Here is a 25,656-nt window from a genome sequence, read left to right as displayed (position 1 = left end):
GGTATGAGTGCTGCATAAGCAAACGGCAAATCGCCGCCGTATTTAGCATCGTGGCAAGCGTGGCCCCTCACCCCAACCCTCTCCCCGGTGGGGAGAGGGAGCAAAAGCATCAAAGCTAATCCAGGATTTCCCATGACCATCAGCATCGCCCAATTCCACAAAGTCTTCTTCGAGGAAAGCCTCGAAGGGCTCGATGCCATGGAAGCGGCGTTGCTGACGCTCGACGAGGGTGGCGATGCGGAGCTGGTGCACAGCATTTTCCGCGCGGCGCATTCGATCAAGGGCGGTTCGGCCACGTTCGGTTTTCCGGACATGGCCGCGCTTACGCATGAGGCCGAATCGCTGCTCGACCAGGTGCGTGAAGGCCGCCGCGCGATCGATAAGCCGATCATCGAACTGATGTTGCGCACGGTGGACTGCCTGCGCGGCATGTTCGATCGCGCGCAGAGCGGCCAGCCGCTGGCCGATGCGGACAGTGAAAGCCTGAAGCAGCAACTCGCCGCGGCGGCAGGCCACAGCGCACCTGTCGCTGCGAACAAGGCTGCGGCGAAACCGGCTGCATCCAACGGCTGGATCATTCAATTCCGTCCCCACGCCGGCATGCTGGCCGGCGGCAACGACCCGTTGCGTCTGCTGCGTGAACTGGCTGCGCTCGGTCAGCTGGTCGTCGAGGCACAGTTGGATCGTGTGCCCACGCTGGACGCGCTCGATCCTTCCGAATGCCACCTGGGTTGGCGCATCGAGCTGACCGGCGCGGTCAGCCGCGAAGCCATCGCGGCGGTGTTCGAATGGGTCGAAGACGAATGCGATCTCAGCATCGAGCCGCTCGTTGCCGCCGCGCCGCCGCTCGCGCCATCGGTCGAGGCCGTTGCTGTACCGGCCGCTGGTGCGGGCGTGGCGGCAGGGACTACGCGCAGCGCGGCCGCGAGCAGCAACGATGCCGGCTCCGTGCGCGTGTCGATCGACAAGATCGACGGCCTGATCGACCTGGTCGGCGAGCTGGTGATCACGCAGGCGATGCTCGATCAGTTCCGCGAAGAGTTCGACCCTTCACGCTTGGCGATGTTGCAGCATGGCCTGGCGCAACTGGCCCGTCACACGCGCACCTTGCAGGAAAGCGTGATGGGCATCCGCATGCTGCCGATCGGCTCGGTGTTCAACCGCTTCCCGCGCCTGGTGCGCGATCTCAGCCAGAAGCTGGGCAAGCAGGTGAAGCTGGACCTGGTCGGCGAACACACCGAGCTCGACAAGACGGTGCTGGAAAAAATCGGCGATCCGCTCGTGCATCTGGTGCGCAACGCGATCGACCATGGCCTGGAAACGCCGGACAAGCGCCGTGCTTCCGGCAAGAACGACGTGGGCACGCTGCGCTTGGAAGCTTTCCATCGCGGCGGCTCGATCGTGGTGGAAATTTCCGATGACGGCGCGGGCCTCAATCGCGAAGCGATCGTCGCCAAAGCGCTGCAGAAAGGCTTGATCAAGAGTGATGAGAGTCTGAGCGACGAAGCGGTGGGCGAGCTGATTTTCCAGCCGGGCTTTTCCACCGCGGCCGTCACCACCGATTTGTCCGGCCGCGGCGTGGGCATGGACGTGGTTCGCCGCAATGTGGTGGATCTGGGCGGCAACGTATCCATCCAGAGCCGCGCGGGGCAGGGCACCACATTCACCATCACCTTGCCGCTGACGCTCGCGATCATCGACGGCTTGCGCGCGGCGGTGGGCGGCGAGTGCTACATCGTGCCGCTGGTATCGATCGTGGAATCGGTGCAGTTGCGTGCCGACGCGATACGCAGCGTGACCGGCGGCGGCGAGCTATTCCGCTTCCGCGGCGAATACCTGCCGATCGTGCGTCTGCATCAGCAGTTCGGCTGCGCCAATGCGCGGCAGAACATCGAAGAAGGCTTGGTGATCGTGGTCGAGGCGGACGGCACGCAGATCGGTTTGTTCATCGACGAACTGGTCGGTCAGCAGCAGGCGGTGGTGAAGTCGCTGGAGGCCAATTACCGGCGTGTCGATGGCATTTCCGGCGCGACCATTCTGGCCGATGGCTCGGTGGCGCTGATCGTCGACGTGGCTGGCCTGATCCGTCTGCAATCGCGACGCAAGGCTGCATAACGCAAAACGTGGCGGAACCTGGGAGGGAGGTTCCGCGTCTCGAACCTCGCGCTTAAGAAGTAGCGCGTGGCCGTACATGGAGTGCGGTGGGGCACTGCGCCCTGTCTTCCCATGTCATCGAAGGTTGTCGTCATGAAGTCCCCACTGAAAATGCTCGAACGCCTCAGCCTTTCGGCCCGGGTATGGCTAGTCATCGCCATCGTCGTGATCGGGCTGATCGTGCTCACCGTGATGTCGGCTATCGACAGCCGCGGCTTGCAGATGCAGGCGCGCGAACGCGCACTCGGCGATGAAGTGGCGACGGCCACATCGCTGCTGCAGAGCTATCACGATCGCGCCGCAAAGGGCGAATTCAATGAGCAGGAAGCGCAGCGGCGCGCGCTGGCGGCGCTGTCCACGCTGCGCTGGAATAATGGCACCGGCTACGTCTACGTGTTCGATTCGAGCCTGACGATGCGCATGCATCCGATCATGCCCAAGCGTGTGGGCAAGAGCATCCGCGACGATAGCGATTCGACCGGAAAATACATGTATCGCGACATGCTTGCCGCCGACCAGCGCGACGGGAACGGCCTCACCGAATACATGTGGCCCATGCCGGGCAGCAAGGGCGACAAGCTGAAGATGACCTACACGGCGTTCTACAAGCCGTGGGATCTGCACGTGGCCGCGGGCGCGTATTTCGTCGACATCGACGCGCAATTCCGCCAGATGCTGTTGGGCAGCCTGCTACGCGCTGGCTTGGTGGGTTTGTTGGTGATCCTGGTGGTGTGGGAATCGATGCGCAGCATCCGCCAGAGCATCGGCGGCGAGCCGAGAGCGGCGTTGACGCTGGCCGAGCGCATCGCCGATGGCGATCTGCGTTATGACGAAGCGCAGGCGCCAGCCCCCGGCAGCCTGCTCGACGCACTGGGCCGCATGCGCGGCAAGCTCACCGACGTGGTGGGCGACGTGCAGCAGAGCGCGCAGACGGTTACCTCTGCCGCGCAACAGATCGCGCGCGGAAACGATGATTTGAGCTATCGCACGCAGGAACAGGCTTCCAGCCTGGAGGAAACCGCCGCGTCGATGGAGGAAATGACCTCCACCGTGAAGCAGAGCGCGGACAACGCCCAGCACGCCAGCCAGCTTGCTGTCGCCATGCGCACGCAGGCCGAGCGCGGTGGGGATGTCGCCGCACGCGCCAGCACGGCGATGCAGGACATCCGGCAGGCCAGTACGCAGATTTCCGACATCGTCGGCCTGATCGACGAAATTGCCTTCCAGACCAACCTGCTGGCCTTGAACGCCGCGGTGGAAGCGGCCCATGCCGGTGAACATGGCCGCGGCTTCGCAGTGGTCGCCGACGAGGTGCGCAACCTGGCCCAGCGCAGTGCCCGCGCCGCGAAAGAGATCAAGACGCTGATCGGCGACAGCGTGGAAAAAGTGCAGGCGGGCTCGCAACTGGTGGACGAATCCGGCAAGGCGCTGGCCGGCATCATCGCCAGCGTGAAGAAGGTCGTCGACATCGTGGACGAGATCGCTGCGGCCAGCCAGGAGCAATCCGGTGGCATCGAGCAGGTGAACCGCGCCGTGATGCAGATGGACGAGGCGACCCAGCAAAACGCCGCGCTGGTCGAGGAAGCTGCCGCGGCGGCCCGCGCCATGCAGGAACAGGCGGATCGGCTGCATGCGCAGATGGGGTTTTTCCGGGTGCGGGGGGTGGTGCAGGGTGCGTGCGCGCCCGCAAGAAACACCGGGCCAGCACGCAAGCCGACCCTGGCTGCAAGTGTGCTGGCAGCGGTCGGCGAATAAGTCGGTTGCCTCAATCTTGCCGCAGACGGCTCCCTCCCCTGCTTGCAGGGGAGGGCCGGGGTGGGGTGAGTACTTGCCCCAAACCTCCCCGCAAGGGTTCACCCCCTCCCAACCTCCCCCTGCAAGCAGGGGGAGGAGAAAAGCACGCAGATCCGGGCTTTTCTGCAGCTTTCCTAGCTCAAGTTTTCTCTCCAACCGCCGATTCCTCTTTCGAACCGGAGCACCACGTGGGCGCTCCCACGACGAGGCGAAACATGTCAGACCAAGTGCAGTACCTCACCGTGAACCTCTCGCACGAGGAATACGGCATCGACATTCTGGCCGTGCGTGAAATCCGCGGCTGGACACCCGTGACGCGCATTCCGCAGTCGCCGCATTACGTGCTTGGCGTGTTGAACCTGCGTGGCGCGATCGTGCCGGTGATCGATCTGCGCCTGCGCTTTGGCCTTGCCCGCGAGGAATACAACGCCACCACCGTCACCGTGATCATCACCGTGGCCGGACGCCAGTTCGGCGTGGTGGTGGATGCCGTGTCCGACGTGCTCGACGTGGCGGACGACGCGATTCGCCCGGTGCCGGACATGGGCACCACGGTGGATACCGAATATCTGAAAGGACTGACCTCGATCGGCGACCGCATGGTGTTGCTGCTCGACGCAGACAAACTGCTGCAACCGCAGGATGCGCAGATGCTCGAAACCGCGCTGAACGCGGTCGGCGATGTAAAGGCTGTGGCCTAAGGACCAACACCTATGAAATTCCGTTTCCCGACATTCAAGTCCAAATCGCTCTCCGTGCGCGCCCGGCTGATCATGCTGGTCGGCCTGCTCGGCGTCATGCTGCTGGCCGGCGCGGCCATCGGGCTGTATTCGATGTCGCAGCAGAACGCCGGCACGCAGCGCATCTACGAAGCCGAGCTGATGCCCAGCCAATACCTTGACATCGTGCGCAGCGATTCGCTCAAGTCGTTCCTCACCATGAGCGAAGCGGCCGCGCTGGTCGGCAAGCCCGACCAGGTGAAGCAGAAGATGGCGGAATTCGACCGCTATCAGCTTGAAATGAACGAGTACAAGGATCGCTTCAGCAAGCTGCAGATGAGCCCTGCGGTGGCCGCGGCCAACAAAGAGTGGCACTCCAGCGACAAGGATTATGAGCAAGCCAAGCAAGACGTGCTCGATGCGATCAAGCAGGCCGATACCGGCGCGTCCGACCTGGTGGAAATGGAGCTGCGCCCGCTGCTGATGCAGCGTCAGGATGCACTCGCCAAGCTGGTGAAGGTGCAGAGCGACGAAGCGGGCCAGATCTTTGCGGACCAGGTCAAGAGCTACCAGCGCATTCGTTTGATCACGCTGATCGCGCTGATCGCCGGCCTGCTGTTCGCACTGCTGCGCTCCACGCTGCTGATCCGCTCGATCTCGCACGCGCTGAATCATGCGATGAAAGTGGCCAATGAAATCGCCGCCGGTAAGTTGGGCCATGCGATCGAAGTGAAAGGCACGGATGAACTGGCGCAATTGCTCGGCGCATTGCGCACGATGGATCAGCGCCTGGTGGATATCGTTGCCGAAGTGCGTAACGGCTCCGACGCGGTGAGCACCGCTGCGCAGCAGATTGCACGCGGTAACGACGATCTCAGTCAGCGCACGCAGGAACAGGCTTCCAGCCTGGAAGAAACCGCTTCGTCGATGGAGGAGATGACCTCCACCGTGAAGCAGAACGCGGAGAACGCCAGTCACGCCAACCAGCTTGCCCGCGGTGCGCGCGAGCAGGCCGAGCGCGGCGGCGAAGTGGCGGCACAGGCGGTCACTGCCATGCGCGAGATCAACTCCTCCAGCCGCAAGATTTCCGACATCGTCAGCCTGATCGACGAGATCGCCTTCCAGACCAATCTGCTCGCGTTGAACGCAGCGGTGGAAGCGGCGCGCGCCGGCGAACAGGGTCGCGGCTTCGCGGTGGTCGCCACCGAGGTGCGCAACCTTGCGCAGCGCAGCGCGGGCGCGGCGAAGGAAATCAAGCTGCTGATCAACGACAGCGCCGACAAGGTGCGCGCGGGTTCCGAGCTGGTCGATCAATCCGGCAAGGCGCTGGCCGACATCGTGGACAGTGTGAAGAAGGTCACCGACATCGTGGCCGAGATCGCCGCGGCCAGCCAAGAACAATCGGCCGGCATCGACCAGGTGAACAACGCCGTGTCGCAGATGGACGAGATGACGCAGCAGAACGCTGCGCTGGTGGAAGAAGCCTCCGCCGCCGCGCGCGCCATGCACGAACAGGCCGGCGAACTGTCGCGGCAGGTGGGCTTCTTCCGTCTCGGCGAAGAAGCCGTGGTGCCATCCGCCAAGCCGAAGGCAGCGGAAATCCTGGCCGAAACGGAAGCCGTGTTCGCGGCAGTGCGGCAGTCGGCGCCAGCGGCTGCAAACCATCGCCGCCCTGCGCCCGCAACGGCCGATAGCGACGTGTGGAAAGAGTTCTGAGGATACGTATCTACACCTCGTCATGAGACTCAAATCCACTTGATCGTCATTCCAGCCTTCGCCGGGATGACGATTAGGCAAGAACGAGTTCGGCGACGAGAAAGATCTGAAGCAGAAGCACCGCAAACACGATCGCATATCAACGGTGCTTATAACGATACGAGGTAAGAACCCATGCCAACGGCCGCGCTTTCCGACTTCAACGCTATGCCAAGCGTGGGCGGCCCGTTGCTCGGTGATGCCGAGTTCCAGTTCCTGCGTGATTTCGTGTACAAGCATTGCGGCATCGCGCTCGGCGAGCAGAAACGCCAACTCGTGCAGGGCCGACTGCTGCGTCGTTTGCGCGCGTTGGAATTGAAGGATTTCAGCAGCTATTGCGAGCTGCTGCGCAAGGATCCCCACGGTGAACTGGGTGAGCTTGCCAGCGTGATAAGCACCAACGTCACCTCGTTCTTTCGCGAGATGCATCACTACGATCTCCTGATCGATGAGTTGCTGCCGCGCTGGCTGGAACAAAAGAAGAACGGCGGACGCCTGCGCATCTGGTCTGCCGGTTGCTCCACTGGCGAAGAGCCTTACGCGCTTGCGATGGTGCTAGCCGAAGCGCTGGAGCGCGCGGGTAGTAAGGTTGATGCACGCATCTTGGCGACCGATCTCTCGCCGCAGGCCTTGGAACAGGCGCACGCCGGCACGTATCCGCTGGACCGCATGGGCGGCGTAAGCGATGAGCGTCGCCGTCGCTGGTTCCTGCGCGGCGAAGGCCGCTACGAAGGCTATGCCTGCGTGCATTCGCGCTTGCGCGAGCTGGTCACTATCCAGCCGCTCAACCTGCTGCACGAATGGCCCATGCGCGGACCGTTCGATGCCATCTTTTGTCGCAACGTGGTGATCTATTTCGACAAGCCGACCAAGCAGCGGCTGTTCGAGCGCTATGCCGGTTTGGTTGAGCCAGGAGGTTATCTGTTCCTTGGCCATTCCGAATCGATGCACGGCTTGAGCGATGCGTTCGAACTGGTCGGCCGCACGGTTTACCGGAGGCGCGTCGCATGACCGCCCCCGTCCGAGGCGTCGCCGTTGCGCCCATTATCCACGCACCCGTTCTGCCCGGCTTCGAGCACATGCGCCGGTTCTGGGATCCCACGCACAGCTGCATGACGGTGAAAGTGCTGCCAGGCGAGTTCTACGTCAGTGCGCAGGAAGAGATGATCTCCACCGTGCTCGGTTCATGCGTTTCCGCCTGCGTTCGCGACAACGAACGGTGCATCGGCGGCATGAATCACTTCATGCTGCCGGAGCCGATGAGCGGTGAGCGCAACGATTGGTCGTCGGCAGTGGGCCGCGCCGCGCGCTACGGCAGCGATGCGATGGAGCAGCTCATCAACGCGGTGCTGAAGGCCGGCGGCAAGCGCGAATCGCTGACCGTGAAGATCTTCGGCGGTGGCCGCGTGCTGGCGCAGATGACCGATGTGGGCCAGCGCAACATCGCCTTCGTGAAGCGCTATCTGGAAACCGAAGGCCTGCCGATCGTGGCGGCCGACGTGGGCGATATCTACCCGCGCCAACTGCAGTTTTTTCCGGCCAGCGGAAGGGTTCGCGTAAGGCAGCTGCGCAGCCAGCGCGACGCCGAGCTGGCTGCCAACGAGCAGCGCTACCTCAAGCGTTTGGCGAACGATCCGATAAAGGGAGAGGTGGAACTGTTTTGAAGTTTCCGCCATTGCTCCATCCCCTGCATGCAGGGGATGGAGAAAGACATAACGAGCACAAAGCGAGAAAGCGGTAATGGAAAAAGTCCGTGTCCTGGTCATCGACGATTCCGCCCTGGTGCGGAAGCTGCTGTCGGCTATGCTCGATTCCGATCCGGGCATCGAGGTCGTGGGCGTGGCCGCCGATCCGCTGATCGCGCGCGACAAAATCAAGCAGCTCGAACCTGACGTGCTCACGCTGGACGTGGAAATGCCGCGCATGGATGGGCTGACCTTTCTCGAAAACCTGATGCGCCTGCGCCCGATGCCGGTGGTGATGGTGTCTTCGCTGACCGAGCGCGGTGCGGAAGTGACCTTGCGCGCGTTGGAAATCGGCGCGGTGGATTTCTTCACCAAGCCATCGAGCGACCTGGCCAACTGCTTCGCCGAAAGCGCGCAGGAAATCTGCGCCAAAGTGAAGTTGGCCGCACGCACGCGCCCGCGTCCTTATACGCAGGTGCAGAAGCTGGACGTGCCGCCGCGTCATTCCGCAGACGTGGTGCTGCCGCGTTCGCAATCACCCGGCACGCGTGGCAGCATGCGCATCATCGCGGTGGGCGCTTCCACCGGCGGCACCGAAGCCATTCGCGTGCTGCTGGAAGCGATGCCGCCGGATGCGCCACCGATCGTGATCACGCAGCATATTCCCGCGGCTTTCAGCGGCCCGTTTGCCGCGCGCATGAACAATTGCTCGGCCATGCGTGTGTGCGAAGCGCGCGATGGCCAGCCGATCCAGCCTGGCCACGCTTACATCGCACCAGGTGGCGAGCATCTGCTGGTGATGTGGGATGGCGCCAAGCACGTGTGCCGTCTGCACGACGGTCCGCACGTGAATCGCCACAAGCCCAGCGTGGACGTGTTGTTCCGTTCCACCGCCGCCAGCATTGGCGCCGCCGCCATCGGCGTGTTGCTTACTGGCATGGGCGACGACGGTGCGCGCGGACTTTTGGAAATGCGCGAGTCCGGCGCACCCACTCTGGTGCAGGACGAAGCCAGCTCCGTGGTATGGGGCATGCCGGGTGCCGCGTGGAAACTGGGCGCGGCCGACGAAAAGCTACCGCTCGAAGACATTGCCGCGCGCCTGCTGGCGCTGGCGCATCAACCCATTGCCGGCGCACGACGCGCCGCATCCTGACGTATCGGAATCGCTTATGTCCGCTATCCTGCCCACTTCCGCTCCACGCCCCTTCATCGGCATCGGTGCGAGCCTTGTTGCACTGCTGCTCTGCCTCATCTGGGACCCGATGTGGCTGGCGCCGGTGCTGATCACCGCGCTGTGTGCCGTGTGGATCTTCGAATGTCGCCGCCTTTCCGCCGCCGTGGTGGTGGAAGTGGTGCCCGAGCCCGATAACGCTCCGGTACGCGAAGCACTGGAAGACGTGCGCGGCGCGTTAGTTGACGAACTGGGCCACGCTGCGCGCGAACTGCATCAGGCGCTGGATCTGCTGCGCGATGCGGTTTCCGAATTGGGTGGTGGTTTCGACGGCTTGTCGCAGAAAACGGGCCTGCAGCAATCGTTGCTGAAGCAAATCATCGATGTGCAGAAAGGCGGCGTATCCGTGCAGGATTTCGCCTCGCGCACCGGCGATCTGCTGGAACACTTCGTGGGCCTGATCGTGCAGCTTTCGCGCGAGAGCCTGCGCATCGTCTATCGCATCGACGGCATGTCGAAAGAAATGGATGCGGTGTTCGCGCTGCTGAAGAACGTCAACACCATCGCCGAGGAAACCAATCTGCTGGCGCTCAATGCGGCGATCGAAGCCGCACGTGCGGGCGAAGCGGGTCGCGGCTTTGCGGTGGTAGCCGGTGAAATCCGCAACCTCGCCAGCCATTCCAACCAGTTCAACGAGCAGATCGGCAGCCACGTGGAACGCGCGCGCATCGCGATGGACCAGGTGCGCGGCCTGATCGGCGAACTCGCTTCGCAGGATCTGAACGTCGCGCTGTCGGCCAAGGGCGGCATCGACGCGATGATGGCGCACGTCACCGAAAGCGACGCGCGCACCACGGCCGTGGCCGACCAAGTGGTGGAAATCAACCGCGGCCTCGGCAACGACGTTTCCACCACCATCCGTTCTCTGCAGTTCGAAGACATCTTGAGCCAGTTGCTCAACCAGACGCGAACACGCCTGGTGGAACTACAGGGCGTCGCCGCCGAAACTACGCGCGATATCGAAACGCTGGCTTGCGAATCCTTCGATGCGCAGGTGTTGCGCCAGCATTCCGAGCGCGTGCGTGAGCGCCTGGCCATGCAGCGCGAGAAAGCCCGCATCCGTTCGCGTGGGCCCGCTTTGCAGAACAACATGGATGCCGGCGAGATCGAACTCTTTTAAGGAGCACCCGTCATGAACCTCAACGTCCAGCATGACACCGAACAGGATTGCCTCACGCTGCAATTCGGCGACCATTTTGATTTCAGCGTGCACCGCAGCTTCCACGACGCCTGCCTGGGTGAGCGCAAACCCTCGCGCAGTTACGTGATCGATCTTGGCGACGTGGAAAGCATGGACAGCTCCGCGCTGGGCATGCTGCTGCTGCTGCGCGAGCACGCCGGTGGCGATCGCGCGGAGATCCGCATCGTCAACGCCAGCAGTGCGCTGCGCGGGACTCTGCGAGTGGCGGGGTTCGACAAGTTGTTTACGCTGCACTGAGCGCGTGTTTCTTCTACCTCTCCCTTCCGAGGGCGAGGAGCCCATCTCGCTTAAAAGTCGTGTTCTTCGCGTAGGTTGGTGGTGAGGCAACGCCGAACCCCAGCAGCACTATGCACATCCCTGGTCAGGGCAGCTTTGGGATGGAAATAACCTACTTGCCAAATTAACCAAGTAGGTTAAAATGTCTCATGGAGAAAGGCACCCCGCACTGCAAGTTGGCAGTCGTGAAAGCCTTGGTCGAAGCAGGGAAGGTCAAAGCCACGGCCAGCGCTTATGCCGGCGCAGCTGAGCTTGGTATTGATGACCTGGATGGCATGTGCGCTGTAATCATGGCGCTCACGCCGACGCACTTCTACAAGAGCATGACGACGCACGCCGATCATCGGATCTGGCAGGACGTGTATCACGCCAGGATGACAACCGGCCATGAGGTATATCAGAAGCTGACCATCATTGACGACGTGCTGATCGTTTCTTTCAAGGAGCTGTGACGATGAAATGTCCTAGCTGCGGCGCGGCGGAACTGATTTACGACACGCGCAACGTCCCGTACACATACAAGGGCGAAACCACCAGGATTCCAGCTGTGACAGGCGATTTCTGTCCTGCCTGCGGTGAAGTTGTGATGGATCGCGAGCACGGTGATCGTTATGGCGAATGGATTGGACGATTCCAGCGACAGATAAACGCAACCTTTGTCGAGCCTGGTTACATCGCCAAGGTTCGCAAGAAGCTTGATCTGGACCAGCGTGAGGCTAGTGAGATTTTTGGTGGCGGCGTCAATGCCTTCTCCCGTTATGAGAACGGCAAAACCAAACCGCCGCTGGCGTTGATCAAACTGTTCAAGTTGCTGGATCGTCATCCCGAGCTACTTGACGAGGTCAAAGCTGCCTGACCGTGCGGCGCGCAAAAAAACCGACGGCATGGGCTAGTGCCGTCGGCAGGTTCACACGCATTTTTATGATTCGATAAAACGCTTACCAGGCTTTCACATCGACCACGCTGAGCGAGTAGCTCTGCATGTCCGACTGGTAATGCAGCAAGCGGCCCATGTCGAAATCCACCGACTGGCCGGGGCTGATGTTGGTGGTTCCGCCGGGCCAGCCCATCTTGGAGGCTAGTACGTTGCCGGAGCCATCCTTCGCGTCCAGGCGCACCTGGGCGGCGGCCGGCGCTGCGCAGTTGTTGATGAGCTTGCCTTTGACGCTCAAACGGGTGGCGATACCCGTACCGACGGCGGCGACTTTGACGTCCTGAATGGCGAAATCGGTAGCTGCGCAGGCGGCATGGGCGGCGATGGGGGCGACCAGCAGCAAGGTCGCGGCGAGTACGGTTCTCATGTCTCAGTCCTCAGGGGCCAATACGAAACGAAACAGCGGCTTGTAAGGGCTATCGGCCTGGACGCGACGAACTTTAGGGCGCGAGCCTCGGTAGAAGGGGCTGGGAAGTGCTCGCTCTTGGCAAGCAGTGAGAGCAGTGACTTGGTTAGCGCGCGGCAAAAAACAAAACCCCCGGTCGCCCGGGGGTTTTGATGAGCTTGCAGTGACGCGTAGCGTCTTTATTAGAAGCGGTATTCCACCGAAGCCGAGTAAGCCGCCACGTTCACGCGGTTGCGACCCACGCCAACGTAGTTCTCGCTGGTGCTGTTGCCGGCATTCAGACGGTAGTTGTCGTAGTTCAGGCCGACACTGAAGCTCTTGGTCAGGTCGTAGCCAACGCCGAGGCCCGCGTACAGACCGTTGTTGTAGGTCTTGTAGTTGCCGCCGAGGTTGCCGGACAGATCGAACTTGGTCTGCGAGCGCAGGTAACCAGCGTGCGCGGTGACGAACCAGTTCTCATAGACGTTGTACTTGGCGTTCACGCCGATGGTGACGGCACGCGGCTTGGTCGACAGCGAGGCAAAACCATTGCCGATGTCCGCCTTCGGGCGGCCGAGGTAGGCATAACCGATTTCCGGACCGACGATACCGTTCCAGCGCCAGCCGAAGCGCACGTTCTGGAACGTGCCCTTGTCATGGGTGAGCAGATCAGTGCGGTACTTGGTCTGGCCGAGCTGACCGGCCACGAAGAAGTTGTCTTGCCAGTTGGGATTGACGTTGGCGCCGTAAGTGGCGGTGTCATCCGCATGGGCGGCCTGGCTCAGCACGGGAGACAGGGCGAGAGCGGCCACAGCGGCCGAGAGGGCTAGCTTATTCATGGAGGACTCCATCTCTTTGTTATGAACCGTCGCAGCGATGGGGAAGTCGCTACGCGGACCGCGCGGGGTTACGCGGCGTAACAAGATTGTAACAACCGTCCTGAACCAAACTTTTCCGGGGGGTGCGCGCGGCGCTTGCGATTCAGCTTGAGCTGTGACCGGCCATCGTCTCCCGCGCGCCCGATTTCCAGGCCGCATAAGGCCTGCGCGTGACCTCTGGCAGGGGAGCGGGGTACGCGCACATGGCTAGGATCGTGGCCTTACGCCGCCTTCACGTTCATGTTGGCGGCGGCCTCGTCGCACCCAGGAGACTCCCTTGAAACGCACCCCGCTTGCCGCCGCCATCCTTGCCACCGTGCTGGGATGCACTGCTCTCGCCGTTCATGCCGACACGCCCGCACCGCAAAACGTTCCTTACAGTGCAGGCGCGCTGAAGATCGACGTGGACGCCACTGACATCGCCCACCGCGTGTTCCGGGTGCATGAAGTGATTCCCGTGGCAGCGGGCCCGCTCACCCTGCTGTATCCGGAGTGGATTCCGGGCAACCATTCGCCCACCGGTCCTATCGACAAGTTCGCCGGCCTGACGGTGAAGGCCAATGGCAAGGTGCTGCCGTGGACGCGCGATCAGTACAACGTGTATGCGTTCCAAGTCGACGTGCCACAAGGCGCCAGCGAAGTGGAAGTGGACTTCCAGTTCCTCTCACCGCAGGACACCCGCCAGGGCCGCGTGGTGATGACGCCGGAAATGCTCAACCTGCAGTGGAACACCGTCAGCCTGTATCCGGCCGGCTATTACGCGCGCCAAATCCAGACCGAACCCAGCGTGAAGTTGCCGTCCGGTTGGCAATTCGGCTCCGCGCTGGAAGTGGCCTCGCATGACGGCGATACCGTGCACTTCAAATCGATCAACTACGACGACCTGGTCGATTCGCCGATCTACGCCGGCAAGTACTACAAGCAGGTCGACCTCGATCCGGGCGCAAGCACGCCGGTGCATTTGAACATCGTGGCGGACGATCCGAAGTATCTGGAAATCTCGCCCGATCAATTGAAGATCCATCGTCAGCTCGTGCAGCAGATGTACAAGCTGTACGGCGCGCACCACTACAACCACTACGACTTCCTGCTCTCGCTCAGCGACAAGATGAGCGGCAACGGCCTGGAACATCATCGTTCCAGCGAGAACGGCACGCCGCCCGCCTACTTCACCGAGTGGGACAAGAGCTGGGTGATGCGTGACCTGCTCTCACACGAATTCAACCACTCGTGGGATGGCAAGTACCGTCGCGGTGCCGATCTGGCCACGCCGAACTTCAATGTGCCGATGGGCGATTCGCTGCTGTGGGTGTATGAAGGCCAGACGCAGTTCTGGGGCCAGGTCGTCGCTGCCCGTTCCGGCTTGTGGAAAGACAGCCAGTTCAAGGACGTGCTCGCCGCCGTTGCCGCCACCTACGAAAGGGGCCGCCCAGGCTTGGCCAGCTGGCGCAACGTGCAGGACACCACCAACGATCCCACCATCGCCCTGCGCCGGCCGCTGCCGTACCGCAACTACCAGGCTAGCGAGGATTACTACTCCGCCGGCGAGATGATCTGGCTGGAGGTGGACAGCAAGCTGCGCGAACTCACTGGCAACAAGAAGAGCATCGACGACTTCGGCAAGGCCTTCTTCGGCGTAAACCCCGGCGCGTACGACGTCGATCCTTATACCTTCGAAGACGTCGTCAAGACACTCAACGACATCACGCCGTACGATTGGAAGAGTTACCTGCGCACGCGTCTGGATGGCCACGGTCCGCTGATCGGCGGCGTCGAATCGCACGGCTGGAAGCTGGTCTACAACGACAAGCCCTCCGACGCGGTCAAAGCGATGGAAACCTTCCGCCACACGGCCGATCTGATGTACTCGCTGGGCTTGTCCATCGGCAAGGAAGGCGCCATCAACGACGTGCTGTGGGATAGCCCCGCCTTCAACGCCGGCATCTCGCCCGGCATGACCATCGTCGCCGTCAACGGCCGCAGCTACGATCCCGATGCAATCAAGGATGCGGTCACCGCTTCGGCGAAGGACAGCAACCAGCCGGTCGAGCTGCTGGTGAAGAACTTCGACGAATACAAGACCGTGCGCATCGATTACCACGGCGGCCTGAAGTATCCGCACCTAGAGCGCGATACCAGCAAGCCGGATACCTTGAGTCAGTTGATCAAGGCGCGTTGATTGTTGTGAGCACGCCCTCTTCCTGTTGGGAGAGGGCGCATCCACTCTCCCTCTCCCCTTCGGGGAGAGGGTTGGGGTGAGGGGCCACCCTTGCGGGATGCCTCAACCATGGGCATCCCCACCCACCTCCGCTATACTCACTCTCCGCTTGGCGCCCATCCCTACGGATCACCCGCGCCAGCGTGCCATCCACGCGCCCGTAGCTCAGCCGGATAGAGTAGTGGCTTCCGAAGCCATTGGTCGGGGGTTCGAATCCCTCCGGGCGCGCCATTTTCCTTGCGATGTTTTCGCTGTTGTGCGTTCAACCATAAATTGGCGCTTAAGCAGCTTGATGGCTGGCTTGTGGCGACGATCTGGCGCGCTATTAAGCTGCGTGCATCGCTGCTGGCGAAGCATGGTTACACACGCCACATGGACTTCCCCTTCTCCGTGCCACAGAACTACCTTGTAAAAGCATTCGACAAAGCCAGGGTTCATGGAAAACCACTTCTGCAAATATCAAGCTTCTACTTAGTTCAACAAGCCATGCAGCGGGGGATGCACGAGCATGGCATTTCATACGTGATGAACTCTCGATCCAACTTTTACACGTACTAACTGACTGATTTTGGTCAGATTGCCAAAATTGCTAGGTATCGAAATACCTTTTGGTGAAAGCTTTTGCTGCTTATATGCCTGACGATACTTCTTATTGAGGCCTAAACTGAGGTAATCCACCAGCGTAGCCCGGAGCAATTGGTACATAAACGTCACGCGCTAACTCATCGAGTCTGTGAGCTTTTTCGTTCAGCGATTGTGAGCGCGGTCTTGAACTTATCGTAGTCGGATGTTCCGCGGGTAAGGCCTATAAGAAGGCGTTCCGCCGTTGCTCTATCACCCGTCAGCTTGTGATGTTGGTCGATACCCACCGCGACTTCAGCGAGGGTTTTTACGGACTTATCCGCAATAGCATCATCCATTCGAGGTTCGTGCGCGAACTCGATAAGTTTTCTAAAGATGGTCCAAATGCGCTGTGCAGTGGCGTTCGACATCGGTCTATTAATCGACACTGCCTGCAATATGACGAGCGAAATAAGTACATCGGTAGGCGTTGGAGCTTGTGGATATAGTCTCACCTTAGAAACCCAAAAGGCCGCGAGCGCTATCGCGCTATCAATCGAGTTCGCCAAATTTTCAGCCAGTTCTCGGATTAATGGCGCGACGTGGCTTTGGAGCTCCATATAGGACTTGCCGTGATGCCATATGCCGCTGAACACTGCATTGCAGAGCTCGTCTCGTTGGAGTGTATCCACGCCGGCCGCGACGGTCTTCGCCTGACTTAATTCATCTGGAACGACGGCCAATTGATATCGTGGTTGGACTAACAGTTGCACACGCCAAGAACACAGGCGGGCGACGTATTTCGCGACCGCCTTTGCGCTTAATAGATCTTTTTCATCGGCAGCATTCAGTATATCCAATGTGCTGAGCGTGCTTGCCCTATCAGCTTTGTGATCCGAAGAATTGGATTGAGGATTATATTGACGTGGGAAATGGTCTCATGGTCGCAGTTGCTGCGATCGCAGCACGATAAGTGACGATGTCTACTTCTGACCCGGAGCGAACATTCGGGTAACTATCTATTACCAATAGACGGATCTTGGGATGCTCTGATTAATTCATCGCAGACCTCAGCGGTCCTGTGTGTCCGCATAGCTTCGGTCCATCGGGCCAGTCCGCTTTCGCCGATGGCCCTGTGCTCTGCAAGCACACAGAGCCGCTGAGGTCTGCGATGGATTAAATCAGAGCATCCCTTGGCGCCCGGTTATGACCGTGGCCATCAACAATTCCATTCTTCTATTAGAAAGTTTTATTCCTATAAGTAGCATCCGTACCATGCAATGCGCCGATATGACGTTCGACGATGCGCACCGTTTCCGCCGCGAAAGCTTTCAAGTCATCGTTCTGTCCGGTTTTCGCCTCCTGCGCGAAAGCGGCACCGTCCAGCGCGTGAATGCTGTCCATCTCTTGCAGATAGGCTTCGTCGAATGCCGCGCCCGACAATCCACTCAGGCGATCGACACGCTTTTGGAAATCGGCATTTAACTGAGGTGGCAAATCGACGCCGTTAGCCGATGCGATTGACCTCAATTTCTGGCCCACCAACTGGTGATCATGCACCTCGGTGTTCGCCTGGTCCTTTACGTCCTGCGCTTGGGCCTTCTGTGCCGCGACTTTGCTCGCCACGACTTCAAACATGCCGCCCTGAGAGACTTTTTCGACAAACGCAAGATCGGAGCCAGAAAGATTGGTCGCCCCGAACGCCATCGTGCTACAGGCCAGGCAACCTGCGATCAGCATTCCGACCATCGCATGACGGACATACGGATTGCTGGCTGTACGTATCAGTGTATATACATCCGCACTCTTTCTTGCCTTCAACTCGGTAGAAGTTAGGATTTTCAAGGGACTCTCCGTCATAGCGCTGGGGGGCGAAGTGTTCATCGATTAGCTTCTTTGCAGCCATCTCGCCGATGGCGAAAAGGAAGCTGATGGATGGCCTGGTGAATAACGTCAAATCTTTGCCTTGTAACCGTGCAGCTTTATCTTGAGTGCAAGAGGCGATTGATCCCCTCGCGCAAATAACGAACGATCGGACTGCCGCCGACACGTACTGTCATGTGGCCGTCGCCGCTACCGGCCCGGTCAACCACCTCGATAACCTGTTGCAGCGGGAGCCAGGTGCTTCTCCATTGAACCAGCACGCAAAGAAGTCCGATCACGCCTAGCACCATTACGCCAAGCAGCAGTGGCATACCTTCCGCAGGTAGATTGCGGCCCTCGCCATCACTCTGATCGAGCGCCACCAAGGCCACTTGGCCATCCGATACACGGAGCGGGGTTACCCATGTGGTAATGGCCTGCGATCCGTCCTTTAGTGGTAAGACCTGTCCGCTTGCGCTGGATACAGCAAGAATTTGAGCGCTCTGTTTGGACAGCAAATCCGTAACTCGTACATCGAGGCCACTGGCGGATAGAGACACCGAGTTGGACTTAGATGCGGTCACCAATGCGATATCGCTGCGTGCTACGCGGCCTATAGTGGAAGTGAATGCATCGCTTACACGCGTCGCCGCGACCAATACACCTACCAGCGTATTACCGCGAAGAAGCGGGCTGGCCACTACCCAGAGCAACTGCCCATTATTCAGCCATGTGCCTTGTACTTGTTTGAGTTCGCGGATGGATGTCGTCACCAGCGCGTCGTGCTGGATGCTTGCCCGGTCTTTCTCCAACAAGCCGGAGCTACTCACGGGCTTGCCTAGCGGGTCGAGCACGATGGCTACGTCATATCCGTTTCGGCGTTGCTTCAGCAAATCGCTGATGGAAAGACTATCTACCGTGCCGCCCATTTGCGGATTGGGGATCAACGACTGTGCAACATAGTCCACGAAAGCGGGATCGCCGGCCAGCAACTGTGCACGCAGCTGAAGGTTTTCCAGTTGTTGCGCCTGCAGATCGGTGCCGACGATGCCAGCGACCTTAATGCGATCAAGCATCCGCTCGTTGGCGGCACGATGCACGCACCAGAGCACGCCCACGGACGCAGCAGCGGTAAGTGCGACGACCAGCACGAGCCCGCTGATTAGGAATCGGGTCGCCGGCTTCATCGCTTATTACCTACGTTGAGCTCGGTGGCCACGCGCGGCTTCATGGCGATCAACTGCTGCTCGACGGCATCCGCGGGCACGGTCACCGGCTGTTCTGAAAGTGCCGCCCGAGGATTCCAGAAATATAAAGTCCCAGGGCCCGGCGGCAGACCGTGCAGCGAAAAACTTCCATTCGCTGAGACCTGGGCCATGTAAGGCGTGGGCACCACCAACAGATCCAACTCCATCGAACGATGCACGTTGCAGCTGATCAGTACCGGCCCAGCGTGGGTGAAGGCGTGCGCGATGGATTGTCCCGAAGCCTGGAATTGAAAATCGAACGTTGAATCGGGCGTTGCGGAATAGAGATTGTGTAGCACCTGGTCGAGATTGGTGAATTTCACCGTGCTGCCAAGGGGAATGGCCATGGCGGCTGGCCTGAAATCCATATTGACCGTGTAGATCGTATAGGTGCCTGGATGGACGCGTACCTTGCCTTGCTTTGGTACGAAGTAGACCAAGGTATCGGTGACTTCTCCTGGCGTCAGGCTCTGACCCGACCCAGCAACCAAGGCGACTTTTCCAGAAATTCCCGTGTGATTCGTGGCGGCGTTTACGTGGCCAGGCAATCCCCAAAACATTACTAATGCCACGGCCAACCCAAGACGATGGACAAGCATGCAACCCCCTTATTGAAGCTATGCCAATTAGTCGAGGCATAACACTAGGAGGCGAAGGATTGATAGGTCAAATTCATTTACGATATCGAATCGATTGATGAAGCCAATCGCGCGATAGCGTTCACGAAACACAACTGCCGCAACGGTCGGCAACATCACTTCAGAACCTGTGCGAGCGACGATCTTCCTGGAATTAGCGATTCATCTCTTCAAATCCAACAACAAGCGCGTCCAGCAAGTGGCGAACGGCTGGAACCATGCCTCGTCGAGAAGGGAAGATCGCGTGCACAAGTCCCGGCGTCGTGGCCATATCCGGAAGAAGGTGTTGTAACCGGCCGGCCTTGATATCGCCATCGACAAGCTCGCGTGGCAGTAATGCAACGCCTGTGCCTTGTATCGCCGCAACGCGCAAACTGTCCAAATCATCCGTCGCCAGTCGCGGTTGATGGGTCCATGACGTCACCACACCCTTGGTATCCACCAAGTTCCATACAAATCTTTCGCTGTTGCTGGACATGGCGAGAGTGGGCCAATCGCTCAACGATTCGATGGAATGGGGAGCAGAATGGCGAGCGATCAATGCCGGGCTAGCAACCAGGATCTGGACAGACACGCCGAGCTGCCGGAAGGCGAGGTCAGTATTTTCCAGTGGTGGAAGTCTGACTCGAATGGCGAAATCCAGGCCCTCTTCAATCACGTCGACACGGCGATTGGTCGCATCGAGAAGTACCCGAACTTGTGGGTTGTTCTGAACATATCTGGCGATGATGGCGGCGACGCCCGAGGACAGAAGCGCAACCGGACAGCTCATCCGAACGATGCCCTGTGGTGTGGTTCGAGTCTGATCGACGATGTCTTTGGCGGCTACTGATTCGGCGACTACCGCAGCGCAATGTTGGTAGAACTGCCTACCGGTCTCTGTGAGCGAGAGCGTTCGACTCGTTCGATTTAGCAGGCGCACGCCGAGTTCCTCTTCCAGTGCGCGAATCCGCCGGCTGAGCTTTGACGTCTGCACACCGAGGCTGCGAGCAGCGGCCGTAAAACTCCCGTGCTCGACCACTTCCGCGAAGAGCCGAAGATTATTGAGGTCCGTGATCGGGTTCATCGGTAGGCTCCGGTGTCCGCCTATCGTTCTACCAGTGGCAATGATCCTTTGCAAATTAGGAGATATGCCTAGGATTATTGCCAATTTAGCATTCCTCCAGCGCCCAAATCAGTGAAGAGCAACGCCGAATCCTGATTGGTAGCCGTCCCATAACGGGACGCCGGGCGAGAGGACATGAAGATGCTCACACACCGACGCTGGGAATCACTGGGCAATGCCGATTTCGGTTGGCTGCGCGCAAAGCACCACTTCACGGTTTTCGATGGCGGAAATCCGGAGCACAAACCGGTCGGAAATCTGGTCGTGTGGAACGACGACGAGATCGCCGTTGGCGGCGGATTTCCTTTCCATGGGCATAAAGACATGGAAATCATCACTTATGTCCGGCAAGGCATTCTCGGACACCGTGACAGTCTGGGATCGGAAGGGCAGATCCATGCAGGCGATGTCCAGGTCATGAGTGCCGGCACGGGCATACGCCACGCTGAGTTCAACAAGGGCGATGAGCCGCTCAAGCTCTATCAGATTTGGCTGCAGCCCCGCACGGCTGGCGGTGAGCCGCAGTGGAATACGAGAAAGTTTCCGAAGGACGATCGCTCCGGCCGGTTTGTCGTGCTTGCCAGCGGCTTTTCAAATGACGATGGGGCGCTCCCCATTCGCGCAGATGCGCGAGTGCTCGCTGTAACGCTGCAGGCGAGGGAGAAAATCCATCACGAATTAGCACCGTCGCGTTCTGCCTACCTCGTCGTGGCATCGGGAAAAGTCACGGTCAATGGCGAGCCCATGAATGCGTTGGATGGCGTTGCGATCACGCATGTGACGAACGTCGAGATCGTTGCACTTGAAGATTCTGAGTTGGTGATGGTGGACACCGGCTGAGTCACGCTTTTCGACTCCACCTAGTCATTTCATCTAATCATTTCTCGTGAGGGCTTTCTTATGGAACGTTACAAATTTCTTCCGTTACTCGGTCGCATCTTGCTTGGTCTGCCATTCCTTATGAGTGGCTTGAGCAAACTCGGTGCTTATGCGGCGACAGTGGGGTATATCGCGTCCGTCGGTTTGCCTGCACCACCACTTGCCTTTGCCATTTCCGTGCTTTTTGAGGTTGGTGGTGGTCTTCTGCTGTTGTCGGGCTTTCGCGCCCGCTTTGTATCGCTTGCCTTGGCGGGATTCGCCATTGCTACGGCCGTTTTCTTCCACCACAACTTTGCCGATCAAAACCAGATGATTCACTTTCTTAAGAACGTGATGATGGCGGGTGGCCTTCTGCAGATCACCTATTTCGGTGCAGGTGCTTTTAGCTTGGACAACCGCATCGCACGTGCAAGCACGGGCAAGGTGTCTGTGGGTAATGTCTAAGAATGCGGGTGCATCGAGGCGATCATTTGCCCGCTGGGGCAGGTGATCGCCTCGTCTTTATGGCTTCCAAGATTCGGTAGACTCATAGTGCTTTCACCGCTTAGACGGGGGCGCTGAAGCAGACATTGCGAAATCGATCCAAACCAGTGGCCAGCATGGATACGGAAATACCGAATGACGAATGATGATCGCACCAAGATAGTCCAAGGAGGAACGCCGGAATCAGCGAAGATGGTGGCCAATGTCAAACGAGCGGGGATGATCACCGCCGCACTTAACCGTTTGACGTTCAACGATGCTGACGAAGTTCGTGCCTTGTTCAGTGAACTCATCGGTCAGCCCGTAGACAAGAGCTTTATGCTGATCCCGCCCTTCTACACCGCCGGCGGTGACGAAATTCGCGTAGGGCGAAATGTCTTCATAAATCAGAACTGCACTTTCTACGATCTTGGTGGCCTCCACATCGCGGACGATGTGATGGTCGGACCGAATGTGAGTCTCATCACGGCGGGCCATCCCCTGGACCCTTCGCAGCGCCGATCCATCACAATCGGAAAGCGCATCGTGATTGAGCGAAACGTCTGGATTGCAGCCGGTGCAACGATCATCGGTGGAGTGACGGTGGGCGAAAACTCGGTTGTCGCCGCAGGCTCGGTAGTCACCAAGGACGTTCCCCCGAATAGCCTTGTTGGAGGAAATCCAGCGCGGTTCATTCGTTCGATCGATGGTTGAACATCCGAGGCAGCACAAAGCTCGGTAAAGTGTTCGCTTCGGACTGCGGACTCGGCCGGTCGATGCACCACACTGAAGACTGCGCGAGCAGCATGCTGCTAAGCAGTGGACTAATTGCTCCGTGGTTCAAGCAACGACGTAACCACGAAATCGATGAACGCCCGCACCTTGGCCGCAGGAAGATGGCGCGACGGATACAAGGCGTAGAGAGGGAAGCTCTCGCATTGCCAATCTGGCAATAGTTCGACCAGTTCGCCGGCAGCGAGCTGATCGCGAATACCGATGGCCTTCATGCGTGCAATGCCTGCACCGGTCAAACATGCGCCTAATAGCGTTCCCGCTTCGTTGACCACCAGTCGCCCATGCACGCTTACAGCGACCGTTTTCCGGTTCCGCCGATATTGCCAGTCCCGCATCAGGTGTCCGGTGAGCGAGTTGCGCACCAGAATGCAATCGTGTTGTGCCAGATCGTCCGGGTGGGCCGGCTTGCCGTGCTTTTTCAGGTAAGCCTTTGCGGCAACGGTAATCGTGCGTGTCTCGGCAAGCTTGCGGGCGATGAGCGAGGACTCGGGCGGCTCACCGAAGCGCACGGCGATGTCGAATCCCTCACCGACAAGGTCGCCCAGCTGATCCTTGGTGACGAGTTCCAGCGAGATATCCGGGTGCATGTCCATAAAGCGGGTGATGTGAGGGGCCAGCATCATGCGGGCGAAGAACGCGTCGACATTCACACGGAGGCGCCCCTTGACGGTTTCGGTTGCGCCAGCAGTGAGCACCACCGCGTTTTCGATACCGTTCAATAGCGGCGCTACGTTTTCAAAGAAACGCCGCCCCTCGTCCGTCAGCGATACCGACCGTGTATTGCGGTCCAGCAACCGTACGCCGATGTGCGCTTCCAGCCGTGCTATCGCCCTGCTCACGCCTGAGGGCGACAAGCCGAGCGTTTCGGCTGCGCGGGAAAAGTTGCCGCTCTCGATGATCGCGGCCAGCACCCCGACATTTGAGATCACTCGCCCATCAAACGCCATCCGAAAATGCCTTTTGATTATTTATCATCAATCCTTTGATCTTATTTCACTTCAGTCAACGATGGCTAGCTATTAACTTGCCCAGCACTGGGACTCGCTTCGTCCCTCAATACAGCTTTTGACCGAGGAAAAATCCATGTACGCAATTACCGGAATCACGGGAAAAGTCGGCGGCGCCATGGCGCAAGCCCTCTTGAGCGCCCACCAGCCTGTACGAGCCATCGTCCGCGATGCGGAGAAGGGCAAGGCATTTGCCGAAAAGGGATGTGAGGTGGCTATCGCCGACATGGACGATGTGGCATCGCTGACCGCGGCATTTCGAGGTGCCGAGGGCGTGTTCATCCTGCCGCCGTCGAATTTCGATCCGGCACCGGGGTTCCCGGAAGCTCGCAAAGGTGCAGCGACCATCCGGCAGGCGCTCAGCGCCGCCGCTCCGGGGAAGGTGGTCTGCCTGTCGACGATTGGAGCCCAGGCGAAGCAATCCAACCTGCTGACTCAGCGCACGATCCTCGAAGAGGGACTGGCCGGCTTGGCGATGCCGCTGACGATACTGCGTCCCGGCTGGTTTCTCGATAATCTGCAATGGGATGTCGAATCGGCGCAACGGGATGGCGTCATCCATACCTTCCTGCAACCCGTCGATGCGACGTTCCCTATGGTTTCGACAGAAGACGTCGGGCGCATCGCAGCGGAGCTCATCCAGGAGCGATGGACCGGCACTCGGATGGTCGAGCTGGAAGGACCGCGCCGCGTATCTCCCAACGACATCGCCGCAGCGTTCAGCAGGGTCCTTGGCCGCACCGTCCGTACCGAGGTTGTGCCGCGGGAAGATTGGGCTGGGCTTTTCCGCGCCCAAGGCATGAATGACCCTGTGCCGCGGATCCAGATGCTGGATGGCTTCAACGAAGGCTGGATCACTTTCGAAGGCGAGGACACCAGCGTTCGCAAGGGTCAGGTCGAACTTGATCAGGCTATCCGTGCACTTGTTAATGGCACGCGCTAGTCGTAAGCGTTGCATCGAGCGGCTGAAGTCGTAACCCAAAGCGGTCATCATCTCGACACGATGTATTCATCGAAATCGCGCGAAGGCGGGAGCGAGTAAGAGCCTTCAAAAGTGACCGACTCGATTCCAGCAGGCGGGCTGGGAGCAGCAACGCATCTATGAGAGGCTATCGCGGCTTACCGCCCAGGAGTTTTCCGATGAACGACAACGCCGTGCAAGCTGACTTGCTTCGCCTGTTCGAGCGCCATGACGTGGAGCTGGAATTGGATGAAGAGTGGCTGGTAACGGACGGTGATTTTCCTGCAGTGCGCGCCAGTTGGCATGAGGGCGCAGAAGGTGCACCGGGCCGCCTGGATGTGGATGTGGTGATCAGCGAAGAGCGCCACATCGAGGAAAGCTTTGCCGGCAATGGACGTGGTGATACCGGTGCGCGCGATGCGCTGAACGCGTTCGAACGCAATGTGTTGCACGTGCTGTTGGCCGCATGCTGGTACGTCACCGATGATCGACGTATTCAACTGCAAAGCTGGGATCTGGGCATGCGGAGCTGGGATGTATTCGTCGGCCCGCTGGCGTTCAGTCGTGATGACGTGTCTGCGCCCGATGGCTTGTTGCCGGGCTTACACGATGCGTTGCGTAACGAATCATTGAGCGGCGAATTGCACTGGATCCGCCTGTTCCATCGCCGCGCCGATGACGGCTCGGTGGTTACCGAGGCGTTGCTGGATAACCAGCCGTGGCCGGGTGGTGATCGTCTGTTGAGCCAGTTGGCTTGGCCGTCAACGGAGAAGGGATACAGCGCGCGTTGCTTTATTGCGCTGGATATTCGTGATTACTGAAATCACGTATCTGTGTTACGACATGTCATGACTGATGCCTAACGTTTGACTCAAGCGGACCGCCGAAGGCGGGTCCGCTTAGTTAGG

Annotated in this window: 25 protein-coding genes and 1 tRNA gene; 18 read left to right on the top strand and 8 right to left on the bottom strand. The window is 59.7% G+C overall.

Annotated elements, in window-relative coordinates; all coding sequences use genetic code 11:
• Positions 1-132: 132 nt before the first annotated feature.
• From ISP18_RS16030 to ISP18_RS15980, 11 genes are all read left to right on the top strand, one after another.
• Positions 133-2,115: a chemotaxis protein CheA gene (locus ISP18_RS16030; protein WP_380014167.1), complete on the top strand. Its 1,983-nt coding sequence runs from the start codon at positions 133-135 to the stop codon at positions 2,113-2,115.
• A gap of 132 nt (positions 2,116-2,247) precedes the next feature.
• On the top strand, positions 2,248-3,909 hold the full coding sequence (locus ISP18_RS16025) for a methyl-accepting chemotaxis protein (RefSeq protein ID WP_380014164.1): 1,662 nt from the start codon (positions 2,248-2,250) through the stop codon (positions 3,907-3,909).
• A 254-nt stretch (positions 3,910-4,163) separates the two neighbouring features.
• Positions 4,164-4,649 carry a chemotaxis protein CheW gene (locus tag ISP18_RS16020; protein WP_380014161.1) on the top strand — a complete coding sequence of 162 codons (486 nt, stop codon included), beginning with the start codon at positions 4,164-4,166 and terminating at the stop codon, positions 4,647-4,649.
• A gap of 12 nt (positions 4,650-4,661) precedes the next feature.
• A complete protein-coding gene (locus ISP18_RS16015) occupies positions 4,662-6,383 on the top strand; it encodes a methyl-accepting chemotaxis protein (protein ID WP_380014158.1) in 1,722 nt (573 codons plus the stop codon).
• A 174-nt stretch (positions 6,384-6,557) separates the two neighbouring features.
• Positions 6,558-7,433 (top strand): CheR family methyltransferase, encoded by an 876-nt coding sequence (locus tag ISP18_RS16010; RefSeq protein WP_380014155.1) that lies wholly within the window; start codon positions 6,558-6,560, stop codon positions 7,431-7,433.
• Positions 7,430-8,086, top strand: a complete 657-nt coding sequence (gene cheD / locus ISP18_RS16005) for a chemoreceptor glutamine deamidase CheD (protein ID WP_380014152.1) — start codon at positions 7,430-7,432, stop codon at positions 8,084-8,086. The genes ISP18_RS16010 and cheD overlap by 4 nt, the downstream gene beginning before the upstream one ends.
• 76 nt (positions 8,087-8,162) lie before the next feature.
• Entirely contained in the window at positions 8,163-9,260 is a 1,098-nt protein-coding gene (locus ISP18_RS16000; RefSeq protein ID WP_380014149.1) for a protein-glutamate methylesterase/protein-glutamine glutaminase, read from the top strand.
• A 16-nt stretch (positions 9,261-9,276) separates the two neighbouring features.
• The gene (locus ISP18_RS15995; RefSeq protein ID WP_380014146.1) at positions 9,277-10,458 is read left to right on the top strand and encodes a methyl-accepting chemotaxis protein; all 1,182 of its coding nucleotides are present in this window, start codon (positions 9,277-9,279) and stop codon (positions 10,456-10,458) included.
• 12 nt (positions 10,459-10,470) lie between these two features.
• Positions 10,471-10,776 carry an STAS domain-containing protein gene (locus tag ISP18_RS15990; protein WP_380014143.1) on the top strand — a complete coding sequence of 102 codons (306 nt, stop codon included), beginning with the start codon at positions 10,471-10,473 and terminating at the stop codon, positions 10,774-10,776.
• A 188-nt stretch (positions 10,777-10,964) separates the two neighbouring features.
• Positions 10,965-11,267 carry a type II toxin-antitoxin system MqsR family toxin gene (locus ISP18_RS15985; RefSeq protein WP_380014140.1) on the top strand — a complete coding sequence of 101 codons (303 nt, stop codon included), beginning with the start codon at positions 10,965-10,967 and terminating at the stop codon, positions 11,265-11,267.
• Between the two features lie 2 nt (positions 11,268-11,269).
• Positions 11,270-11,671 (top strand): type II toxin-antitoxin system MqsA family antitoxin, encoded by a 402-nt coding sequence (locus ISP18_RS15980; protein WP_380014137.1) that lies wholly within the window; start codon positions 11,270-11,272, stop codon positions 11,669-11,671.
• 82 nt (positions 11,672-11,753) lie between these two features.
• Here the strand turns inward: ISP18_RS15980 and ISP18_RS15975 are convergent, their stop codons facing one another.
• Both ISP18_RS15975 and ISP18_RS15970 read right to left on the bottom strand, forming a co-directional pair.
• The gene (locus tag ISP18_RS15975; protein WP_380014134.1) at positions 11,754-12,116 is read right to left on the bottom strand and encodes a hypothetical protein; all 363 of its coding nucleotides are present in this window, start codon (positions 12,114-12,116) and stop codon (positions 11,754-11,756) included.
• 221 nt (positions 12,117-12,337) lie between these two features.
• Positions 12,338-12,973, bottom strand: coding sequence for an outer membrane protein (locus tag ISP18_RS15970; protein ID WP_380014131.1), 636 nt, complete (start codon positions 12,971-12,973; stop codon positions 12,338-12,340).
• 316 nt (positions 12,974-13,289) lie between these two features.
• On the opposite strand from ISP18_RS15970, the gene ISP18_RS15965 reads away from it, so the two are divergent.
• Positions 13,290-15,191, top strand: a complete 1,902-nt coding sequence (locus ISP18_RS15965) for a M61 family metallopeptidase (protein WP_380014128.1) — start codon at positions 13,290-13,292, stop codon at positions 15,189-15,191.
• Between the two features lie 193 nt (positions 15,192-15,384).
• Positions 15,385-15,461 (top strand) — tRNA-Arg (locus ISP18_RS15960).
• Positions 15,462-15,952: 491 nt separating this feature from the next.
• Here ISP18_RS15960 and ISP18_RS15955 read toward each other — a convergent pair.
• From ISP18_RS15955 to ISP18_RS15935, 5 genes are all read right to left on the bottom strand, one after another.
• Positions 15,953-16,651 carry a hypothetical protein gene (locus ISP18_RS15955; RefSeq protein WP_380014125.1) on the bottom strand — a complete coding sequence of 233 codons (699 nt, stop codon included), beginning with the start codon at positions 16,649-16,651 and terminating at the stop codon, positions 15,953-15,955.
• Between the two features lie 379 nt (positions 16,652-17,030).
• On the bottom strand, positions 17,031-17,636 hold the full coding sequence (locus ISP18_RS15950; RefSeq protein WP_380014122.1) for a DUF4142 domain-containing protein: 606 nt from the start codon (positions 17,634-17,636) through the stop codon (positions 17,031-17,033).
• A gap of 137 nt (positions 17,637-17,773) precedes the next feature.
• Positions 17,774-18,841, bottom strand: coding sequence for a hypothetical protein (locus tag ISP18_RS15945; RefSeq protein WP_380014119.1), 1,068 nt, complete (start codon positions 18,839-18,841; stop codon positions 17,774-17,776).
• Positions 18,838-19,392, bottom strand: coding sequence for a cupredoxin domain-containing protein (locus ISP18_RS15940; protein ID WP_380014116.1), 555 nt, complete (start codon positions 19,390-19,392; stop codon positions 18,838-18,840). Before ISP18_RS15940 ends, ISP18_RS15945 begins: the two co-directional genes overlap by 4 nt.
• 301 nt (positions 19,393-19,693) lie before the next feature.
• Positions 19,694-20,605, bottom strand: a complete 912-nt coding sequence (locus tag ISP18_RS15935; RefSeq protein WP_380014113.1) for a LysR family transcriptional regulator — start codon at positions 20,603-20,605, stop codon at positions 19,694-19,696.
• 174 nt (positions 20,606-20,779) lie between these two features.
• On the opposite strand from ISP18_RS15935, the gene ISP18_RS15930 reads away from it, so the two are divergent.
• The 3 genes from ISP18_RS15930 to ISP18_RS15920 all read left to right on the top strand — a co-directional run bounded on the left by ISP18_RS15930 (position 20,780) and on the right by ISP18_RS15920 (position 22,699).
• Positions 20,780-21,484: a pirin family protein gene (locus ISP18_RS15930; RefSeq protein ID WP_380014110.1), complete on the top strand. Its 705-nt coding sequence runs from the start codon at positions 20,780-20,782 to the stop codon at positions 21,482-21,484.
• Positions 21,485-21,544: 60 nt separating this feature from the next.
• Positions 21,545-21,967 (top strand): DoxX family protein, encoded by a 423-nt coding sequence (locus ISP18_RS15925; RefSeq protein ID WP_380014107.1) that lies wholly within the window; start codon positions 21,545-21,547, stop codon positions 21,965-21,967.
• A gap of 174 nt (positions 21,968-22,141) precedes the next feature.
• On the top strand, positions 22,142-22,699 hold the full coding sequence (locus tag ISP18_RS15920) for a sugar O-acetyltransferase (RefSeq protein ID WP_380014104.1): 558 nt from the start codon (positions 22,142-22,144) through the stop codon (positions 22,697-22,699).
• A 110-nt stretch (positions 22,700-22,809) separates the two neighbouring features.
• On the opposite strand, the gene ISP18_RS15915 is transcribed toward ISP18_RS15920, so the two are convergent.
• Positions 22,810-23,709, bottom strand: coding sequence for a LysR family transcriptional regulator (locus ISP18_RS15915; protein WP_380014101.1), 900 nt, complete (start codon positions 23,707-23,709; stop codon positions 22,810-22,812).
• A gap of 154 nt (positions 23,710-23,863) precedes the next feature.
• Here ISP18_RS15915 and ISP18_RS15910 point away from each other — a divergent pair, with 154 nt between their 5' ends.
• Together ISP18_RS15910 and ISP18_RS15905 are read left to right on the top strand one after the other, a co-directional pair.
• A complete protein-coding gene (locus ISP18_RS15910; protein WP_380014098.1) occupies positions 23,864-24,730 on the top strand; it encodes an NmrA family NAD(P)-binding protein in 867 nt (288 codons plus the stop codon).
• A 197-nt stretch (positions 24,731-24,927) separates the two neighbouring features.
• Positions 24,928-25,569 (top strand): DUF6348 family protein, encoded by a 642-nt coding sequence (locus ISP18_RS15905; RefSeq protein WP_380014095.1) that lies wholly within the window; start codon positions 24,928-24,930, stop codon positions 25,567-25,569.
• Positions 25,570-25,656 lie beyond the last annotated feature (87 nt).

Origin of the sequence: Dyella humi, assembly GCF_044904605.1 — a bacterium.
Classification (GTDB): Bacteria; Pseudomonadota; Gammaproteobacteria; order Xanthomonadales; family Rhodanobacteraceae; genus Dyella_B; species Dyella_B humi.
This window is presented reverse-complemented; position numbering and strand designations above follow the sequence as displayed.

Excerpts from the sequence above, each read along its gene's own strand:
- ISP18_RS16030 (WP_380014167.1), top strand. The coding sequence starts at position 133 with ATGACCATCAGCATCGCCCAATTCCACAAAGTCTTCTTCGAGGAAAGC.
- ISP18_RS16025 (WP_380014164.1), top strand. The coding sequence starts at position 2,248 with ATGAAGTCCCCACTGAAAATGCTCGAACGCCTCAGCCTTTCGGCCCGG.
- ISP18_RS16020 (WP_380014161.1), top strand. The coding sequence starts at position 4,164 with ATGTCAGACCAAGTGCAGTACCTCACCGTGAACCTCTCGCACGAGGAA.
- ISP18_RS16015 (WP_380014158.1), top strand. The coding sequence starts at position 4,662 with ATGAAATTCCGTTTCCCGACATTCAAGTCCAAATCGCTCTCCGTGCGC.
- ISP18_RS16010 (WP_380014155.1), top strand. The coding sequence starts at position 6,558 with ATGCCAACGGCCGCGCTTTCCGACTTCAACGCTATGCCAAGCGTGGGC.
- cheD (WP_380014152.1), top strand. The coding sequence starts at position 7,430 with ATGACCGCCCCCGTCCGAGGCGTCGCCGTTGCGCCCATTATCCACGCA.
- ISP18_RS16000 (WP_380014149.1), top strand. The coding sequence starts at position 8,163 with ATGGAAAAAGTCCGTGTCCTGGTCATCGACGATTCCGCCCTGGTGCGG.
- ISP18_RS15995 (WP_380014146.1), top strand. The coding sequence starts at position 9,277 with ATGTCCGCTATCCTGCCCACTTCCGCTCCACGCCCCTTCATCGGCATC.
- ISP18_RS15990 (WP_380014143.1), top strand. The coding sequence starts at position 10,471 with ATGAACCTCAACGTCCAGCATGACACCGAACAGGATTGCCTCACGCTG.
- ISP18_RS15985 (WP_380014140.1), top strand. The coding sequence starts at position 10,965 with ATGGAGAAAGGCACCCCGCACTGCAAGTTGGCAGTCGTGAAAGCCTTG.
- ISP18_RS15980 (WP_380014137.1), top strand. The coding sequence starts at position 11,270 with ATGAAATGTCCTAGCTGCGGCGCGGCGGAACTGATTTACGACACGCGC.
- ISP18_RS15975 (WP_380014134.1), bottom strand. The coding sequence starts at position 12,116 with ATGAGAACCGTACTCGCCGCGACCTTGCTGCTGGTCGCCCCCATCGCC.
- ISP18_RS15970 (WP_380014131.1), bottom strand. The coding sequence starts at position 12,973 with ATGAATAAGCTAGCCCTCTCGGCCGCTGTGGCCGCTCTCGCCCTGTCT.
- ISP18_RS15945 (WP_380014119.1), bottom strand. The coding sequence starts at position 18,841 with ATGAAGCCGGCGACCCGATTCCTAATCAGCGGGCTCGTGCTGGTCGTC.
- ISP18_RS15935 (WP_380014113.1), bottom strand. The coding sequence starts at position 20,605 with ATGAACCCGATCACGGACCTCAATAATCTTCGGCTCTTCGCGGAAGTG.
- ISP18_RS15930 (WP_380014110.1), top strand. The coding sequence starts at position 20,780 with ATGAAGATGCTCACACACCGACGCTGGGAATCACTGGGCAATGCCGAT.
- ISP18_RS15925 (WP_380014107.1), top strand. The coding sequence starts at position 21,545 with ATGGAACGTTACAAATTTCTTCCGTTACTCGGTCGCATCTTGCTTGGT.
- ISP18_RS15920 (WP_380014104.1), top strand. The coding sequence starts at position 22,142 with ATGACGAATGATGATCGCACCAAGATAGTCCAAGGAGGAACGCCGGAA.
- ISP18_RS15910 (WP_380014098.1), top strand. The coding sequence starts at position 23,864 with ATGTACGCAATTACCGGAATCACGGGAAAAGTCGGCGGCGCCATGGCG.
- ISP18_RS15905 (WP_380014095.1), top strand. The coding sequence starts at position 24,928 with ATGAACGACAACGCCGTGCAAGCTGACTTGCTTCGCCTGTTCGAGCGC.